Source organism: Sinomonas sp. B1-1, from assembly GCF_050474465.1.
Taxonomy (GTDB): domain Bacteria; phylum Actinomycetota; class Actinomycetes; order Actinomycetales; family Micrococcaceae; genus Sinomonas; species Sinomonas flava.
The window spans coordinates 63,797-80,103 of the sequence record NZ_JBCHVF010000008.1; the positions used below are offsets into that span (position 1 = coordinate 63,797).

A 16,307-nucleotide genomic window follows, 5' to 3' on the forward strand; every position below is an offset into this window, starting at 1 on the left:
CGGGGCGCGGCTTCCGCCCGCCGCTATCGGCAGCCGCACGCCGCGAGGGCTGCGGCGGCGCCGTCGAGGGCCTGAACGGCCTCCCCGCGGCGCCCCGGATCCAGGCCGTTCGCCATGAAGGAGAACACCAGGAGGCGCCCGTCGGCGTCGACGGCGTACCCGCTCAGGGCGGCCACCGTGTTAAGCGTTCCGGTCTTCGCCCGCACGACGCCGGCCCCGGCCGCCGCGCTCCCGGCGAACCGCGAGCCGAGGGTCCCGTCGAGCGCGGCCACGGGGAAGCCGCCGAGGGCGGCCCGGAGCCGCTCGTCCGACCCCACGGCCATCTCGCGCACGAGGGTTGCGAGGGCCGCGGGGCTGATCCGGTTGCCGAGGGAGAGGCCGCAGGCGTCGGCGACCTCGAGGCCGTCCGCAGTCCCCAGCACCCGCACTGCCGCGGCGCGCAGGGCCGCGACGGCGCCCTCGTTGGCCGCCGGGGCGCCCTGTGCGTGCGCGGCGAGGCGGGCGAGGACCTCCGCGAGGTAGTTGTCCGATTCACGCAGCATGTAGTCGACCTGCTCCCCGAGCGGCGCGCTCTCGACAGCGGCCAACTCCTGCCCCTCCGCGGGCGCCGTCACGCGGCTGACGCCGGCGGCGACCGTCACGCCGGTGCCAGCGAGGGCTGCCGCGAGCGCGTCACGGAAGGCGTTCGCGGCGTCGAGTGCCGTGTCCTGGGGCCGCGGGCCGGCGGCGCCCGGGGCCGTGCGGGCCCCGTTGAGGGCGAGGGCGTACACGGGCGCGATCTCCCCGGCGGCCACATCGGCCGGGTCCCACGCCGGGCTCAGGGCCGGGCCGGTGAACAGGGTGTCGTCGAGCCGGACGGTGACGGTCCGCGGCGGCGAGGGAGCCGGCTGGGGCGAGGCGGCGTCGTCGTGCGCGGCCCCGGCCGCCGGGGCGAGCGCCTTCGCGGTGTCCGCGGCGAGCGTCGCCAGCCCGGCGCGGCCCATGACCGCGTCGGGCTGGGACGAGCCCGCGGCGAGCATCGCATCGCCGCCGCCGGCGAGGACGACGGTGCCGGCATCGGGGCGGACGGCGCGGGTGCGGAGCCGCGCGTCGGGCCCCAGCGCGGTGAGCACGGCCGCCGCCGTGAGGAGCTTGAGGTTGGACGCCGGGACGCGCGCGTCCCCGCCGGCCTGGCTGAAGAGGACGCGGCCGGTGGCGGCGTCGAGCACGGTCCCGCCGATGCTTCCGGTGCCCAGCGCGAGCCGGGGTGCGAGGTCGCGGGCGAGCCGATCGGCCTCGGGAAGCGGGGCCGCGGTGGACAGCGGCGCGGCGCCCGCGAGGGCCGGCGCGGACGACGGCGGTGCGAGCCACCCCGGGGTCGCGGCGGTGGGCGTCGGGGCGGGGAAGAGCGCGGACCGCGCATCGGTCGCGAGCCCGGTGGCCACGAGCACGACGGCGACGGCCACCGCGAGCGCGACCGCTGCGGCGAGAGGGGCCCACAGCCCGCTCAGGGGCGCGCGGGGTCCGCGTTGCGTGCTCATGTGTGTCGGTCCTCGGGGTTCTCTTACGGTCCCGGCTGGGGGTGGGCAGCCCCGGGGCAGATATCCTTCATCGTAGTCGCCGCCGCGGACGGGCCCCCGGGCCTGCCCGTGCCGGCTGCCGTGACCGACGCGACCCGGCCCCGCAGGCGGGCCATGCAAGGAGCACCCATGAAGCACGATGTGACGATCGAGATCCCGCGCGGCTCCCGCGTGAAGTACGAGGTGGACCACGAGACCGGGCGCGTGCGCCTCGACCGCGTCCTCTTCACCTCCATGCAGTACCCGACCCACTACGGGTTCTTCGACAACACCCTCGGCGAGGACGGCGACCCGCTCGACGCCCTCGTCTGGTACCCGGACGTGGACCTCTTCCCCGGCATCGTCATGGAGGCCCGCCCGATCGCGATCTTCAACATGGAGGACGAGTCCGGCGGGGATGCGAAGCTCGTGTGCGTGCCGGCGGACAAGCGGTTCGACCACATCCAGGAGGCCTCGGACCTCGACGACTTCCTGATCAAGGAGATCGAGCACTTCTTCACGCGCTACAAGGACCTCGAGCCGGGCAAGTGGGTCAAGCCCGCCGGCTGGGCGGACCGCGCCGCCGCCGAGGCGGAGCTCGAGGCCTCCATCAAGCGCTTCGAGCAGCAGGGCCACTGAGCCCGGCAGCAGGCGGCTGAGCCGGCCTGCGAGCATGCCGAGAGGGGCGATGGGGAGTGGTCCCCATCGCCCCCTCTCGTTCCCGTCTCCTAGGCTGTCCACGAGCCAGTGGGCGCCCGGAGCGCCCAGACGAAGGGGGAACGGTGACGATCCGAGCTGGGGCGAACGTCGAGGAGCTGCGCGCGCTGGCGCTGCAGTTCGGGAAGGCGTCGAAGGAACTCGGCAGCCGCGGACAGGAGCTCAGCGTGGTCCTGGGCCGGCTGGACGTGTGGCGCGGCAACGACGCCGAGCAGTTCAAGCAGCAGTGGAGCCGCCTGCACCGGCCGGCACTCCTGGCCGTGTCCCGCCAGCTCCAGGAGGCCTCCCGGACCCTGCTCGCCAACGCCGACGCACAGGAGCAGACCTCCGAGGCCTCGACCGGGGCGCTGGCCGCTGGCGCTCCGAGCGCCCTCGGCGTCCTGTACGACGTGTACGAGACCGCCGGCGGGGTCAAGGCGTTCGGCTCCGCCGCATGGAACGCGATCAACGCCGGCCGTCTGGGCCTCGACGCCTGGAAGGACACGAAGAGCCTCTTCACGAGCTGGGCCGACGTCGGCGAGCTCGTGCGGGACGGCATCCGCGGGATCCGCAGCGGCGACGGACTCTCCGACGTCTACCAGGCCATGCGTGCCGGGGTGCCCTACAGCGAGGCCTTCGAGAACGCGAGCAGGTTCTCCCAGTCGCTGCGCTGGGCGGGCGCGATCGCCGGACCGTTCGCCGTGGCGGGGGGCATCCACGACGTCATCAGCCCGTCCCACGACGGGTGGCGCGGAACCGGCGACCGGGTTGCCGGCGGGCTCTCCGCGGTGGGCGGCGTGGGGTCGATGATGCTCGCGACGGCCGGCGGCGCAGCGCTGCTGGGGCCGATCGGCGCCCCCGTGGTGATCGGCGCGGGCCTCGTCGCCGCGGGGTGGACCGTGGGGAACCTCGTCTACGACAACTGGGACTCCATCAGCAGCTTCGCCGGCGATGTCGGCGGGACGATCGCGGACGGCTTCGGGGAGGCCAAGGACGCTGTCGCGGACACCGTCGATAGTGTGGTGGACGGGGTGTCCGATGCTGCGGGCGCCGCAAAGGACTTCGTGGGAGGGCTCTTCGGATGACACAGGCACAGATCACCTGGACCGAGAGGGACGTGCGCTCGGCTGCCGCTGTCCTCGGCTCGGCCACAGACGAGGGCCGCGAGCTGCCGACGCTCACGGACGAGGAGATCGTGGCGCTCGACGGGCCGGCCAGGGAGCAGCTCGTCGAACTGCCGTGGCTCGCCGCGGAGGGGGTCGACCGGGAGGCCGCTGCCGCCGTCGCCCTGCGCGGGCTGCTCGCCAAGGGCATCGCGTACCCGGTCCACGCCGAGGGCGACCCGACGCCGCGGCGGCTCGAGGCCGGCGTCGAGCATACGGGCCTGCTCACGCTGCGCCGCACCGCGGAGCGGCTCGTGCGCCTCGAGCGCCAGGTCTCCACCGGGCGCCGCTGGATCTACGCGTACGTGCACGACGGCGGAGTGCTCGCCGAGGAGGTCGACGAATCCGGCCTGCACGCCTTCCGCGTGTTCACCGCCGCCGGCATCGGGCCGTGGCTCGCCGGATTCGTGGACCCCGACGGGATCGCCGCGGGCGACAGTGAGCCCGTCCTGCTCGACCAGGCCCAGTTCGAGGCGCAGGCCGGCGAACGGCTCGCGGACACGCGCGCCGCCACGACCGTGACGGCGCTCGCCGCACACGGGCCGGACCAGTCATTGAGCGTCTACACGTCCTCGACGGCCGTGACGCTGCTGACGCCGCGCGGCGGCGACGGTGTGGCCGAGCCCGCCGACGCCGTCGAGCTCCGCGACGTCTCCGCGGACACCCTCGAGGGCCTCCTCGCCGGCCTGACCGCAGCCCCGGCCGCATGACGACACGAGCGCGCACAGGACTTGTCGATGCCGCCACCGGGCGGGAGATCCGCGTGGTCACGGCCTCCGGGGAGCAGTTCGCGGCTGCCCCCGCCGCCCGGGTCTTCTGGTGCCGGGTGCTGGACGGCGCGGTCGTCGTCGCGGTCGCCGCCGCGGTGCTCGTCCCGGCGCTCGCCGCGCTCGGGCGCTCCTCCGTCTCGGGCGGCACCGCGGCGGCGGTTGCGGCGCTCATCTGGTTCGCCGTCGTCTTCGCGTACGGGATGGTGTCCGGCAGCGTCGGAGCGCTCGGCGACCACGCGGGCGGCCTCCGCGCGGTGAGGCTCGACGACGGGTCCCGCCCGGGCGTGTGGCGCGGAGGCTGGCGTGCCGTGCTGTGGAGCTTCGTCCCCCTCTACGCGGTCATCACGGTGATCGGCATCTTCTCGGGCTCCATGGCAGGCGACTGGTCGGAGCGGTACTCGACCCGCGACCTGCGTGCGGGTATCGAGCGGGGAATGCCGCCGGTCCCCGACCCCCGCGTCGCCGAGCGGGAAGCGCGGGTCGCCGCGCGCGCCGCGGCACGCGCACAGCGCCGCAGCGGCTGAGCCTCCCCGACGTGGCTGGGCGCCGCCGCTAGGCTGGCCGCCATGTTCACGGTCACGATCAACCAGCGCGACCGGCAGGCCGGGGACAAGGTCCCCGCGCTGCTCAAGGCGCTCGCCCGGCTGCGCCCCGAGGTGCCGTTCGACCGGACCGTGGGCGACGAGGCGCAGGCCGTCTTCGCCGACGCGTCCTCGACGGTCGAGGCCGCCCTCGTGGCGCTCCGCCCCGACGCGTGCGGGGAAGTGCGGTGGAACGTGGGGATCGGAGTGGGCGCGGTCGACGAGCCGCTGCCGCTGGGTGTCGGGGATGCCCGCGGCCCCTCGCTCGTGTACTCGCGCCGGGCCGTCGAGCGGGCCCAGTCGGGCGGGGACGCGGCGGCGATCGCCGTCGAGGGCCCCGATGCGGGCCTCGCGCACGACGCCGAGGGGGTGCTCAGGCTGGTCGGCCTCACCGTCGCGAAGCGCACTCTGGCGGAGTGGCGGGTCCTGGACCTGCTCACCCCGGGCGTCCGCGGCCAGCAGAAGGCCGTCGCCGAGGCGCTCGGGATCACGACCCAGGCCGTGTCGAAGGCCGTCGCGCGGGCACACTGGGCGGAGGAATGGGCGGCGCGTCCCGCCGCCGCGCGGCTCCTGGGCCTCCTCGACGCGGCGTCGCGGAAGTGAGCCCGGGCCATCGGGGGCCCAACCCCGTGCCCGGGGCACGCGACCGGGCGAGGCGAGTCCCGCGACGGCGACCACGCGCCGTCGTGCGTGGGGTGCGCCTAGACCAGCGAGCGGAGGATCACGGCGGCGCCGTCCTCCTCGACGGTCGAGGTGACCTCGTTGGCGGCGACCTTGACCTCGTCGGGGGCCTGGCCCATCGCGACGCCGCGGCCGGCCCACTGGAGCATCTCGATGTCGTTGCGGCCGTCGCCGATCGCGACCGTGTGCTCGCGCCCGATCCCCACGAGCTGGCGGACATGCTCGAGCCCGCTGGCCTTGGTCACGCCGTGGGCGGCGATGTCGAGCCAGGCGGTCCAGCCGACGGAATAGGTGACGCCGTGCAGGCCGATGGACTCGACAGCCTCCCCGAACTCCTCCGCAGTGGAGTCCGTCGAGAACACGACGAGGCGCACGGCCTCGGCCTCGAGCAGCTCGCGGAAGGACACGCCGCGGGCCTCGACGCCGAAGCTCGCGTCCTGGAAGCGCTCGGTCGAGAGGAAGTTGCCCTCGATGTCCTCGAGGGCATACTTGGCGTTCGGCAGCCGGCGGCGGAGGGCCTTGAGGACCGGGGCCGGGTCGAAGGAGCGGCGGTCGATCACGGTGTAGCCGCCGTTGGCCCCGGCGTGGATCTGGACGGTGACGCCGCCGTTGCTGCAGACGGCGTATCCGCGGTCCACGCCGAGCAGTTCGACGATGGGCAGGGTCGCCCCGAGGGAGCGGCCGGTGGCGACGACCACCTCATGGCCGGCACCCACGACGGCGCCGCCCACCTCCCGGATGGCCGGGGACATGTGGCCGTAGTGGTCGACGAGGGTTCCGTCGACGTCGAGGGCGATGAGCTTGCGCTCGATCGTTGCGAGCTGGTCATCGATGCCAGCATTCAGCGTTGTAGTCATAGGTACTAGTGAAGCACCTTGCCGTTCGTTCGCCGTAGGACGGCCGACACAGGAGGCGTGAACACGGGGTGAAGCGTGGGGGCGCGAGGTTAATACTCACAGCCCGGCCCACAGTGTGAGTGTTCATGTTCGGGGTGGCGGCTGTTCACGTTCGGCCGGGGCTTCCGGGCCTGAGACGCCTCGTTGCCGAGGAGGTCGCCTCAGTCCGTCCTCACTGCCACATGGCGTCTCGCGACGCCCCGGATGACGTCCTCGCTGCGACAAGGCGCCTCCTTCATGGGGTCCGGCGCTGGGCTCGAAGGTCCTCCACAGGAGACCCAGTCCGGCGTGTCATCCACATGCGCCGTCGTGCAGGGCCCGGGCCGTCCGGAAGGAGGGAGGCTGAGCGCATGGACCCCGCCGACTCGCTCCTCTGCGCCACCAGACACCTGCTGCTCGGGGCGGCCGAAAGCCCGCGGACCCGGTTTGCCTCTGGGGAGCTGGTTCGGCTCAGGAGGGGCTTCTACGTTCCCACCTCGGTCTGGGTGGAGGCGGCCGAGCACGAACGGTTCCTGCTAGCCGCCACGGCACTTGCCCAGGCCCATCCTTCGACCGTGTTCTGCGGCGAGACTGCGCTGTTCCTTCGGGGCCTTCCCACGGTCAAGGCCCCGACCGCAATCGACGTCGCGGCGCCCTCCCGCGGACGGCTCGGCGAACGGCCCCCGACCTTCCAGGCGGCCGGTTCCGAGCTGGCCGAGAAGGCTCGCCGGCTCGCTCCCCCGCCGGTCCGTCGGCACTTCCATCCCGGTCTCGAACCGGAAACGCTCGGGGAGTTCCACCTGGCCCCGACTGCCACCGCTCTTGTCGAGGTCCTCGCTGTCGGCCGGTTCGCCCGTGCCCTGACCGTCGCAGATGGCGTGCTGCGGCAGCAGGCCGATGCCCCGCTGCAGGACCGGCTCGACGTGCGCTCCGCCATCGAGGCGCTGCGCCATGCGCGCTGGCGCTCGCGCGCGTCGCTCATCGCCTCCCTGGCCGGAGCCGGCGCCGAGTCTCCCGGCGAGTCGGTGAGCAGGGCGCTCATGCTGCTGTTCGGGTTCCCAGAACCGGCGCTCCAAGTGGAGCACTACGACTCTCTGGGACTGGTGGGGCGCACGGACTGCTTCTGGGATGCAGAACGGGTCGAAGCTCCCCTGCGCGGGTTCGGGGAGGGCCCCGTGGGCGAGTTCGATGGGTGGGGCAAGTACTTCCGGGCCGAAATGGCCCGGGGAGAGGACCCCCGCGAGATCATACGCCGGGAGAAACGGCGTGAGAACCGCCTTCTCGCTCTGGGCCACCCCGTAGTGCGCTGGGACTGGGCCGACCTCGAGCGGCCGTCCCGGCTCCGGGCCAAGCTCATCGAGGTCGGGCTTCGGCCAGACACGAGACGCCTTGTCGTCGAGAAGGTCGCCTGAGGGCAGCTCCTCGACCACAAGGCGTCTCCGCTCAGGAGACAGGGCGCCTCACACGCAACAAGGCGTCCCGGGGGCGCGGCGCGGCGTTGGCTGCCGACGCTCGACGGCGCCACGCAGCGTTCGACGGCGCCGCCCGCCGCGGGTGCCGCTAGAGGACCGGGAGGACCTCGAGGCCGCCGAGGTACGGGCGCAGGGCCACCGGGACGTTCACGGAGCCGTCGGGGTTCTGATGGTGCTCGAGAATGGCCACGATCCAGCGGGTGGTCGCGAGGGTGCCGTTGAGCGTCGCCACCGCGCGCGTGCCCTTGGAGGCGCCGTCGCTGTCGACGATCCGCTCGCGGATGTTGAGCCGGCGTGCCTGGAAGCCCGTGCAGTTCGAGGTCGAGGTCAGCTCGCGGTAGCGGCCCTGGGTCGGGACCCATGCCTCGCAGTCGAACTTCCGGGCGGCGCTCATGCCGAGGTCGCCGGCGGCCGTGTCGATCACGCGGTAGGGCAGCTCGACCTTCGCGAGCATCTCCTCCTCCCACGCAAGCAGGCGGGCGTGCTCCGCCTCGGCGTCCTCGGGCGAGCAGTAGGAGAACATCTCGACCTTGTTGAACTGGTGCACACGGATGATCCCGCGGGTGTCCTTGCCGTGCGAACCGGCCTCGCGGCGGTAGCACGAGGACCACCCGGCGTAGCGGGTCGGCCCGGCCGAGAGGTCCAGGATCTCGTCCGAGTGGTACCCGGCAAGGGCCACCTCGGAGGTGCCCACGAGGTAGAGGTCGTCCTCCGCGAGACGGTAGATCTCGGCGTCGTGCTTGACGTCGAAGCCCGTGCCCTGCATCGTCTCCGGACGCACGAGCGTGGGCGTGATCATCGGCGTGAAGCCCGCCTTGACGGCCTGGTCCATGGCCATGGACAGCAGCGCGATCTCGAGCCGCGCACCCACGCCCTTGAGGAAGTAGAACCTGGATCCGGAGACCTTGGCCCCGCGCTCCATGTCGATCGCGCCGAGGAGCTCGCCGATCTCGAGGTGGTCGCGCGGCTCGAAGCCCTCGGCCGCGAAGTCGCGCGGCTCGCCGACGGTCTTGACGACGGCGTAGTCGTCCTCGCCGCCAGCCGGGATGCCGTCGATGATGAGGTTCGGGACGATCCGCATGAGCTCGTCCATCTCGGCCTGCGCCTCGTCCGCGGACGCCTGCGCGGCCTTGACCTTCTGGGCGAGGTCCTTGACCTCGGCGAGCAGTGCCTGCTTCTCCTCGCCCTTGGCGGCGGCGACCTTCTTGCCGAACGCGTTCTGCTGGGCGCGCAGCGTCTCGTACTCGGTCAGGGACGCACGACGGCGCGCGTCGGCCGCGCTGATCGAGTCGACAAGCCCTTCATCGGCCCCACGGGCACGCTGGCTGGCACGGTACTTCTCGGGGTTCTCGGTGAGGTCCTTGACGTCGATCACGAGTCCAAGACTAACCGGCGAGCGGCCCGGGAACGGCACCGGCTGCGGTTAGAGTGAGAGCACCATGCGCAACTGGATCATTGCGGGAGCCCTTGCCGTGGCTGGCGGGTTCGCGGTCGCGAGCTGGTGGGGTGTGCGCAGGCTCGCCGAGCAGCATTCCCGCTCGGCCGTCGCGGAACCGGCCGTGGCGCCCCCGCTGGGACCGCAGCAGGTCGCCATCGTGCTCAATCCGGTCAAGGACCGCGCCCAGGAGGCCAGGGTCCTGATCGAGGCAGCCTGCCGGGGCGCCGGATGGCCGACGCCGCTCGTCTTCCACACCACCCGCGAGGACCCGGGCCATTCGATGGCGCTGGCGGCGCTCGAGGCGCGCGCCGACGTCGTGATCGCGTGCGGCGGCGACGGCACGGTGCGCGTCGTCGCGGAGGTGCTGGCGGGGACCGAGACGGCGATGGGCCTCGTGCCGCTCGGCACGGGCAACATCCTGGCGCGCAATCTCGACCTCGACGTCGGGCGGCTCGCCCACAGCGTGCACACGGCGGTGTTCGGGCGGCAGCGGAAGATCGACACCGCGAGCATGACGCTCACCACGGACACCGGCGACACGGTCACGCACACATTCCTCGTCATCGCCGGAGTCGGGATGGACGCGGAGATCCTGCAGGACACGAGCGACGACCTCAAGCGCTCCTTCGGCTGGATGGCCTACACCGAGGCCGGGATCCGGCACATGCCCGGGCGGAAGCGCCGCCGGGTGGAGGTCTCGCTCGACGACGGCGAGTTCCAGACCCGGCGCGTGCGCAGCGTCCTGTTCGCGAACTGCAGCAAGCTGCCCGGCGGCGTCGACTTCATCCCCGAGGCGTACATCGACGACGGCGTCCTCGACGTCGCCGTCATGAGCCCGCGCAGCCTCATCGGCTGGGTGGCGATGTACATCAAGATCCTCTTCCAGCACAAGCACCAGCTGCCGGTCATGCAGTTCTACGGTGCGCGGAAGGTCTCGATCCGCGTCCCCGAGCCCATCGAGACCCAGGCTGACGGCGACGTCACCGGCCTCGCCACCCGCGTGGACGTCCAGATCCACCCCGCGAGCCTCCTCGTGCGCGTGGCCTGAGACGCCCGCCGCGCAGCGCTGCCTCAGCGCTGCCCGGCAGCTGCCCTCTCGGCCGAAGCCCCGACAGCGTAGGCCGCATCCCAGTCCACCGTGGCGTCCTCGATGCGGAACAGCTCCCGCGAGGCGTCCCGGAGTTCGGCGGCACCGGCGAGCGTCCGCTTCTCGACCCTCGAGGAGCCGTCCGCCGCGTAGGTCCGCACCGCGAGGGAGAGGTTGGCCAGCGTGATGCGCTGCGTCTCGGTGAGGATGGAGAACATGAGCGAGGTCGTGAACGGAGCCGTCCGGGACGTCGAGACATACCAGTTCGACACGGTGAGGTCCATCGGCGCGTTGGGTCTGAGGTCCACCCCATAGAGGTTCGCCCACGCTCCGTCCACCTGGGCCTGGACCATGAGGTCGATGTTCACGGTGTCCTCGGCGGGCAGCCCGGCGGCTCCCACGTCGACCACGCGGAAGGTGCCCAGCGGCGTCGTGCGCACCGCCTCCGCGGGGGCGAGGTCCAGCGGGAGCAGGCCCGAGGGGTTGAAGCCGCCGAAGCCGCCGTCGACGAGGTAGCGCTGGCCGCCGTGCTCGAAGACCGTAACCAGGTGGGTGCGCGCGGGAGCGCCCGAGCCCGGCGGGCGCCGCCAGTAGACGCGCCCGAGGTGGTTCTCGACCCCCGGGACGCCCATGTCCGCCAGTGCACGCGAGATGAGCCCCGCATGCTGGAAGCAGTAGCCGCCACGCCGGCGGTCCACGAGCCCGCCCCGGATGGCCTCGGGCGCGATGTCGACGGGGTTGCCGGTGGCCGGCCCGAGGTTCTCGAACGGGATCGTGCGGGTGTGGTGCGCGTGGACCGCGGCGATGTTCGCGAGGGTGGGTTCGGCCGAGCCCTCGTAGCCGATGCGCGCGAAGTAGTCCGCGAGGAAGTCCCGGCTCCCGCCCTGCTCAGCCAACGCCGGTGCCCCCGAGGATCGCGTCGACCCAGCCGCGGGCGGCGGCGAAGGCGTCGTCGGTGACGTGGGACTTCACGACCGGCCGGGCGCCGTCGGCCCGGGGGTACGAGCCGAGGAAGCGGATCTGGGGGCTGATCCGGTGGAGGCCGCCCAGGGCGTCCGCGACCCGGGCGTCGTGGGCATGCCCGTCCACGTCGATCGAGAAGAAGTAGTGGCCGAGGTACTGCCCGGTGGGCCGGGACTCGATGCGCGAGAGGTTGACCCCGCGTGCGGCGAACTGCTCGAGGATCTCCATGAGCGCCCCCGGCCGGTCCTCCGGCAGGGGCACCGCCACCGTCGTCTTGTCGGCGCCGGTGCGGGCCGGCAGCTCCGCGGGCCGGGACACGAGGATGAACCGCGTGACGGCTCCCGGGTTGTCGCCGATGTCCGAGGCAAGCACCTCGAGCTCCGGGTGCTCCTCGGCCACGATGGGCGCACAGATCGCGGCGTCCCCCGGCTTGGCCGCGTCCTCGAGGAGGGCCAGCGCGCCCGCGGCGGTCGAGCTCGCGGCGAGGTGGACGGCGTCGGGCGCGTGCGCCGCAGCCCAGCCGCGGCACTGCGCCCAGGCATGGCCGTGGGTCGAGATGCGGCGTACGTCCGCAACCCGGGTGCCCGGTCGGGCGACGAGGACGAAAGTGATCGGGACGACCTCCTCGCGCACGATCCGCAGCTCGGGCCCGGTCGAGATCGCGTCCAGGGTCGCCGTCACGCCGCCCTCCACGGAGTTCTCGATGGGAACCATGGCGGCATCGGCCTCGCCCGCGCGGACGGCGTCGAGGGCGGCGTTGACGTTGGTCGCAGGGATGCGCTGCGCCTCGCGGGCGCCGGGGACCTTGAGGAGGGCGGCTTCCGTGAAGGTGCCCTCTGGGCCCAGGAAGGTGTAGACCGCCACCTCAGAGCACCGTGGGCGTCTGCCCGTTCTCCGACACCATGGGCCGGCCCGCTGTGAGCCAGGCATCCATCCCACCGGCCACGTTCACTGCCGAGTACCCGTTGGCAACCAGCCACTGGGTCGCGCGGGCCGAGCGGCCCCCGGTCCGGCAGATCACGTGGAGGTCCTCGTCCGGGTCCAGCTCGTCGAGCCGCCCGGGCAGCTGCTCGAGCGGGATGTGGACGGCGCCCTCCGCGTGGCCGGCCTCCCACTCGTAGTCCTCGCGGACATCCAGCAGGGTGCCGCCCTCGGGCAGCGCGTCGACGCGGACGGTCTCGAAATCAGACATGCTTCGCCTCCGAATGTGCTCTTCACTCCAGCCTATAGTGGCCCGGTGACACTCGACGCCGGGCTCGGGGCGCTCAGCGCCGTCGCCCTCCGGGACGCCCTCCGTGCGGGCCAGGTCTCGGCACGGGAGGCCGCCGAGCACTGCCTCGGCCGCATCGAGGCGGAGAACCGCCGGCTCGGCGCCTTCCTCACGGTCACCGCAGAGCGCGCGCACGACGACGCCGCTGCCGCCGACGAGCTGCACGCCCGCCTCGCCCGCGCGGGCCGGCTCGCAGAGCTCCCGCCGCTGCACGGCATGCCGACGGCCTTCAAGGACCTCACCGACGTGGCCGGCGTGCCCACCACCCACGGCTCGGCGGCCCTCGACGCCCGGCCGGCCCCCGCGGACGCGCCGATCGTCGCGCTCCTGCGGCAGGCCGGCGTCGTGGGCCTGGGCAAGACCCAGGTCCCCGAGTTCGGGCTCACGGCGTACTCGGAGAACCGGATCGGCCCGCCGTCGCGCAACCCGCACGGCCTCGCGCTGAGCTCGGGCGGGTCCTCGGGCGGATCGGCGGCCGCGGTCGCCGCCGGGCTCGTGCCGTTCGCGCCCGGGTCCGACGGCGGCGGGTCGGTCCGCATCCCGGCCGCGGCCTGCGGGATCGTGGGGCTCAAGCCCGGGAGGGGCCTCATCCCCGAGGGGCAGAGCGCCGACGAGCCCGGCTCGCTGCAGCTCGTCGTCGCCGGGCCCCTCGCCGGGAGCGCGGAGGACGCGGCGCTCCTCCTGGACGCACTCGTCCCGGGCGTCGCCCACGGCGACCACGGGCACCGCGGACGGCACGCTGGAGGGTACCTCGACGCCGTCGTGCGCGAGCCCCGGCGCCTCCGCGTCGCGGTGAGCCTCGCGAGCCCGTGGGACGCGCGGTACCGGATCGAACCGGAGCCGGAGGCGCTCGAGGCGCTGCGGCGAGGGGCGGAGGCGCTCACTGCGGCCGGGCACCTCGTGGTCGAGGCGGACCTGCGCTTCGACAACCGCTACCCGGACGCGTTCACCGCGGCCTGGACCGCCGGCGTCGGCACTGCCCGGATCCGCCCGGAGCGCGAGCCGCTCCTGACCCCGCTCACGCGCGCCTTCCGCCGCCGGGCCCAGCAGCGCTCGCGCGCGAAGCTCGAGGAGTCGCTGGTGTTCCTGCGGCAGTTCGAGCGGGACATGGTCGCCCAGCTCTCGGACTGGGACCTGCTCCTCTCGCCGGCCCTGGCACAGACGCCCCGCCCCGTCGGCTGGTTCACGGGCGGGCCCGAATGGCACGCGACGGTCGACGACGACTACGGCCGGCAGTGCGAGTTCGCGCCGTGGTCGTCCTGGGTCAACGTGTGCGGCCTGCCCGCGGTGGCGGCGACGACGCACTGGACCGATGCGGGCCTGCCCATGGGCGTGCAGGCCGTGGGACACCCCGGGTCCGAGGCCCTCCTGCTGCAGGTCGCGCGGATCCTGCACGTGCCCCGGCCGCCGGTTCGCTAGGAGGCAGCCTCAGGTCATGCCCATGTCCGCGAACGCGCGCCACAGGTAGACCGCTACCGCGACACCGGCGATGAGGAGCACCAGGGCCGCATACCCGAGGACGAGGCCGGCGATCGCGGGCCCACGTGCGCCCGGACCGCGGGCGAGGGCCATGTGCCCCAGGACGATGGCCGCAACCTGCGGCGCCAGGAACACTCCGAATCCGCCGACAGCCAGCACACCGCAGACCATCGAGGCCACGGCGAGCCCGCCCGGCTCACGGCGTGGGAAGAGCACGTCCCCGCTCGCCGCGGGTACCTCAGCGGCCGACGGCGCCCGCTCGGCTCCCGCGGACCCCTGCCACTCCCCCATCGGCGCGGCTCAGTACGTGTACGGGGAACGGGCCGAGGAGACCGCGATGATGAAGAACACGAGGAACAGCAGCGTCAGCGCGACCCCGACGTAGCCCATCACGAGACCCGCGATCGCGAAGCCCCGCCCCGCCGGCTCACGCCGCAAACCCATGTGCCCGAGCACCACTGCGGCGATCTGCGGCAGGATGAAGAACCCGAAGCCGACGAAGACCGCGATGCCGCAGATCATCGACGCCAGGCTCAGGCCCTTCGGCGCCGGCGGAGCGTACGGGAACTGGCCGTAGCCCGGCTGCGCGTAGCCCGGGTAGCCCTGCGCCGGGGCCTGGAAGCCCGCGCCGGGGTACTGGGCGCCGGGATACGGGCTTCCCGAGGGTTGGGCGCCGGGATACTGGGCTCCGGGGTACTGGTTGCCCGGGTACTGGGCGCCGGACGGGCTCGGCTGCCCCGATGGCTGCGCGTACGGGTACTGGCCGTACTGGTTCTGGTTCTGGTTCTGGTTCTGGTTCTGGCCGAACTGGCCCTGGTTCTGGCCCTGGGGGCCCGGGTACCCTCCCTGCGCCTGCTGCGGGACAGCTCCGCTCCTGAACTGCTGCGAAGGGCTCTGCGCCCCCGATGTCGGCGGTCCCTGCTGGCTGAGGCCCTGCTGCCCCGGCTGCTGGGCCGCGGGCCCGGGTGCGCCCGGGATCGGCGGCGCGCCGGGGGGAAGGTGATGCTGGAGGGGCTGGGTGGGGTTGCTCGGGATGGGCTCGGTCGCGTTGGAGCGGTCCTTGTCGAGCGTCACGGGCGGGATGTACGACGGCGGCGTGTACTTCGGGCGCTCCGGCTGGCTCTCGCCGGACTCGCCAGGACGCTCCCGCGGGGCGGCCGGGCCGCCCGAGGCGACGGGCCCGGCGTCGTGCGCCTCCGGCCCCTGAGCCTGCGGCTCCCGCTCGGGCTCCCGCCCGTCGTGGTCCTGTGTCTCGGCCATGTGTCCCCTCCGTACAGTGGCGTCAGCTGGGGCACCGGCGCAGATGATGAAAATTGTCGGAGCCCGGTGCCATGCTGTTCTCAGCGTACCCGCCGAGGCCCGCACAGCCCCGGCATGGAGGAACGAACCGAGCGGATGTGGGGAAGCCATGACGCAGTCCGAGAACACGACCGATCCCGCCGAGCCCACCCGAGCCGCGGAGCCCTCCGACGAGGGCAACGGCTACGATCCCGAGTTCCTCGGCACGCCGTCCCCGGTGCCGATGCCGACAGGACCGGGGCTGCTCGAGCTGACCTACACGCACTTCACGATCCATCAGGACCCCGACCGGCGCATGCCGGCGGCGACGGCCGTGAACATCGACGGTGCGAGTCTGGTCGAGATCGAGCGCGGCGGTGAGAGCTGGCGCCTCGACGACCGGATCGACGAGGACCAGCAGTGGGGGCCGGAGCTCTACTCGAACAATCGGTTCGATCGGGGGCATCTCGTGCGCCGCCAGGACCCGCTGTGGGGCGATCAGGACACTGCGGAGCGGGCGAATCTCGACACCTTCCACTACACGGTGTGCGCTCCCCAGGCGGACTACTTCAACCAGGGTCGGGAGCTGTGGCTCGGCCTCGAGGACTACATCCTCGAGCACGCCGGCGCCCACGAGCAGCGCCTCTCGGTGTTCTCGGGACCGGTGTTCGACGTCGGGGATCCCGAGTACCGGGGCGCCATGATCCCGCGGAAGTTCTTCAAGATCGGGGCCTGGAACACCGGGCCCGGCGAGGACGGCGCCGCGCTCGCCTGCACGGGCTACATCCTCGACCAGAGCAACGGGCTCGAGCAGGTGCTGCATCCCGGCGCCCGGGAGGCCCCGGCCCTTGGCGCCTACCGGACCTTCCAGGTCCCCGTGTCGGACATCGCGCAGCTCACGGGCCTGGACCTCGGCCCCCTTCCCGGAGCAGACCGCTACTCGGTCCCGAGGGGAGCCCGCGGCGTCGCCCAGCGCTGGCGCGAGATCACGGGGTTCGCCGATGTCGCGCTCTGAG

At 73.2% G+C, this 16,307-nt stretch carries 17 protein-coding genes; 9 read left to right on the plus strand and 8 right to left on the minus strand.

Annotated elements, in window-relative coordinates:
• Positions 1–23: 23 nt before the first annotated feature.
• Entirely contained in the window at positions 24–1,520 is a 1,497-nt protein-coding gene (gene dacB / locus ACQ5BE_RS12425) for a D-alanyl-D-alanine carboxypeptidase/D-alanyl-D-alanine endopeptidase (RefSeq protein ID WP_430297298.1), read from the minus strand.
• 168 nt (positions 1,521–1,688) lie between these two features.
• Between dacB and ACQ5BE_RS12430 the strand changes: the two genes are divergently transcribed.
• From ACQ5BE_RS12430 to ACQ5BE_RS12450, 5 genes are all read left to right on the plus strand, one after another.
• Positions 1,689–2,177 (plus strand): inorganic diphosphatase, encoded by a 489-nt coding sequence (locus tag ACQ5BE_RS12430; protein WP_344299881.1) that lies wholly within the window; start codon positions 1,689–1,691, stop codon positions 2,175–2,177.
• A gap of 143 nt (positions 2,178–2,320) precedes the next feature.
• Positions 2,321–3,319, plus strand: a complete 999-nt coding sequence (locus ACQ5BE_RS12435; protein WP_413249591.1) for a WXG100 family type VII secretion target — start codon at positions 2,321–2,323, stop codon at positions 3,317–3,319.
• Entirely contained in the window at positions 3,316–4,107 is a 792-nt protein-coding gene (locus ACQ5BE_RS12440) for a hypothetical protein (protein WP_430297299.1), read from the plus strand. Before ACQ5BE_RS12435 ends, ACQ5BE_RS12440 begins: the two co-directional genes overlap by 4 nt.
• Positions 4,104–4,691, plus strand: a complete 588-nt coding sequence (locus ACQ5BE_RS12445) for an RDD family protein (RefSeq protein WP_430297300.1) — start codon at positions 4,104–4,106, stop codon at positions 4,689–4,691. Before ACQ5BE_RS12440 ends, ACQ5BE_RS12445 begins: the two co-directional genes overlap by 4 nt.
• A 42-nt stretch (positions 4,692–4,733) precedes the next feature.
• The gene (locus ACQ5BE_RS12450) at positions 4,734–5,351 is read left to right on the plus strand and encodes a hypothetical protein (RefSeq protein WP_430297301.1); all 618 of its coding nucleotides are present in this window, start codon (positions 4,734–4,736) and stop codon (positions 5,349–5,351) included.
• Positions 5,352–5,449: 98 nt separating this feature from the next.
• Here ACQ5BE_RS12450 and ACQ5BE_RS12455 read toward each other — a convergent pair whose 3' ends face one another.
• Positions 5,450–6,286 (minus strand): HAD family hydrolase, encoded by an 837-nt coding sequence (locus tag ACQ5BE_RS12455; protein ID WP_208711218.1) that lies wholly within the window; start codon positions 6,284–6,286, stop codon positions 5,450–5,452.
• Between the two features lie 389 nt (positions 6,287–6,675).
• On the opposite strand from ACQ5BE_RS12455, the gene ACQ5BE_RS12460 reads away from it, so the two are divergent.
• Entirely contained in the window at positions 6,676–7,716 is a 1,041-nt protein-coding gene (locus ACQ5BE_RS12460; RefSeq protein WP_430297302.1) for a hypothetical protein, read from the plus strand.
• A 148-nt stretch (positions 7,717–7,864) separates the two neighbouring features.
• Here ACQ5BE_RS12460 and serS read toward each other — a convergent pair whose 3' ends face one another.
• Positions 7,865–9,151 (minus strand): serine--tRNA ligase, encoded by a 1,287-nt coding sequence (serS, locus tag ACQ5BE_RS12465; RefSeq protein WP_430297303.1) that lies wholly within the window; start codon positions 9,149–9,151, stop codon positions 7,865–7,867.
• A gap of 64 nt (positions 9,152–9,215) precedes the next feature.
• Here serS and ACQ5BE_RS12470 point away from each other — a divergent pair, with 64 nt between their 5' ends.
• A complete protein-coding gene (locus ACQ5BE_RS12470; RefSeq protein WP_430297304.1) occupies positions 9,216–10,262 on the plus strand; it encodes a diacylglycerol/lipid kinase family protein in 1,047 nt (348 codons plus the stop codon).
• 23 nt (positions 10,263–10,285) lie between these two features.
• Here ACQ5BE_RS12470 and ACQ5BE_RS12475 read toward each other — a convergent pair whose 3' ends face one another.
• From ACQ5BE_RS12475 to ACQ5BE_RS12485, 3 genes are read right to left on the minus strand one after another with little or no spacing between them, the layout of a single operon-like run.
• Positions 10,286–11,197 carry an arylamine N-acetyltransferase family protein gene (locus tag ACQ5BE_RS12475; protein ID WP_430297305.1) on the minus strand — a complete coding sequence of 304 codons (912 nt, stop codon included), beginning with the start codon at positions 11,195–11,197 and terminating at the stop codon, positions 10,286–10,288.
• Positions 11,190–12,128, minus strand: coding sequence for a prephenate dehydratase (gene pheA / locus ACQ5BE_RS12480; RefSeq protein ID WP_430297306.1), 939 nt, complete (start codon positions 12,126–12,128; stop codon positions 11,190–11,192). Before pheA ends, ACQ5BE_RS12475 begins: the two co-directional genes overlap by 8 nt.
• A gap of 1 nt (position 12,129) precedes the next feature.
• The gene (locus ACQ5BE_RS12485) at positions 12,130–12,456 is read right to left on the minus strand and encodes a rhodanese-like domain-containing protein (RefSeq protein WP_344299891.1); all 327 of its coding nucleotides are present in this window, start codon (positions 12,454–12,456) and stop codon (positions 12,130–12,132) included.
• 45 nt (positions 12,457–12,501) lie between these two features.
• On the opposite strand from ACQ5BE_RS12485, the gene ACQ5BE_RS12490 reads away from it, so the two are divergent.
• Entirely contained in the window at positions 12,502–13,953 is a 1,452-nt protein-coding gene (locus tag ACQ5BE_RS12490) for an amidase (RefSeq protein WP_430297307.1), read from the plus strand.
• 9 nt (positions 13,954–13,962) lie between these two features.
• Here ACQ5BE_RS12490 and ACQ5BE_RS12495 read toward each other — a convergent pair whose 3' ends face one another.
• Entirely contained in the window at positions 13,963–14,304 is a 342-nt protein-coding gene (locus ACQ5BE_RS12495; protein ID WP_430297308.1) for a DUF4190 domain-containing protein, read from the minus strand.
• A 9-nt stretch (positions 14,305–14,313) separates the two neighbouring features.
• Positions 14,314–15,273 carry a DUF4190 domain-containing protein gene (locus ACQ5BE_RS12500; RefSeq protein ID WP_430297309.1) on the minus strand — a complete coding sequence of 320 codons (960 nt, stop codon included), beginning with the start codon at positions 15,271–15,273 and terminating at the stop codon, positions 14,314–14,316.
• Between the two features lie 148 nt (positions 15,274–15,421).
• On the opposite strand from ACQ5BE_RS12500, the gene ACQ5BE_RS12505 reads away from it, so the two are divergent.
• A complete protein-coding gene (locus ACQ5BE_RS12505) occupies positions 15,422–16,306 on the plus strand; it encodes a DNA/RNA non-specific endonuclease (RefSeq protein ID WP_430297310.1) in 885 nt (294 codons plus the stop codon).
• The last annotated feature ends 1 nt before the right edge of the window (position 16,307 follow it).

Excerpts from the sequence above, each read along its gene's own strand:
- ACQ5BE_RS12430 (WP_344299881.1), top strand. The coding sequence starts at position 1,689 with ATGAAGCACGATGTGACGATCGAGATCCCGCGCGGCTCCCGCGTGAAG.
- ACQ5BE_RS12470 (WP_430297304.1), top strand. The coding sequence starts at position 9,216 with ATGCGCAACTGGATCATTGCGGGAGCCCTTGCCGTGGCTGGCGGGTTC.
- ACQ5BE_RS12445 (WP_430297300.1), top strand. The coding sequence starts at position 4,104 with ATGACGACACGAGCGCGCACAGGACTTGTCGATGCCGCCACCGGGCGG.
- ACQ5BE_RS12460 (WP_430297302.1), top strand. The coding sequence starts at position 6,676 with ATGGACCCCGCCGACTCGCTCCTCTGCGCCACCAGACACCTGCTGCTC.
- ACQ5BE_RS12485 (WP_344299891.1), bottom strand. The coding sequence starts at position 12,456 with ATGTCTGATTTCGAGACCGTCCGCGTCGACGCGCTGCCCGAGGGCGGC.
- ACQ5BE_RS12455 (WP_208711218.1), bottom strand. The coding sequence starts at position 6,286 with ATGACTACAACGCTGAATGCTGGCATCGATGACCAGCTCGCAACGATC.
- ACQ5BE_RS12495 (WP_430297308.1), bottom strand. The coding sequence starts at position 14,304 with ATGGGGGAGTGGCAGGGGTCCGCGGGAGCCGAGCGGGCGCCGTCGGCC.
- ACQ5BE_RS12440 (WP_430297299.1), top strand. The coding sequence starts at position 3,316 with ATGACACAGGCACAGATCACCTGGACCGAGAGGGACGTGCGCTCGGCT.
- ACQ5BE_RS12505 (WP_430297310.1), top strand. The coding sequence starts at position 15,422 with ATGACGCAGTCCGAGAACACGACCGATCCCGCCGAGCCCACCCGAGCC.
- ACQ5BE_RS12500 (WP_430297309.1), bottom strand. The coding sequence starts at position 15,273 with ATGGCCGAGACACAGGACCACGACGGGCGGGAGCCCGAGCGGGAGCCG.
- dacB (WP_430297298.1), bottom strand. The coding sequence starts at position 1,520 with ATGAGCACGCAACGCGGACCCCGCGCGCCCCTGAGCGGGCTGTGGGCC.
- ACQ5BE_RS12450 (WP_430297301.1), top strand. The coding sequence starts at position 4,734 with ATGTTCACGGTCACGATCAACCAGCGCGACCGGCAGGCCGGGGACAAG.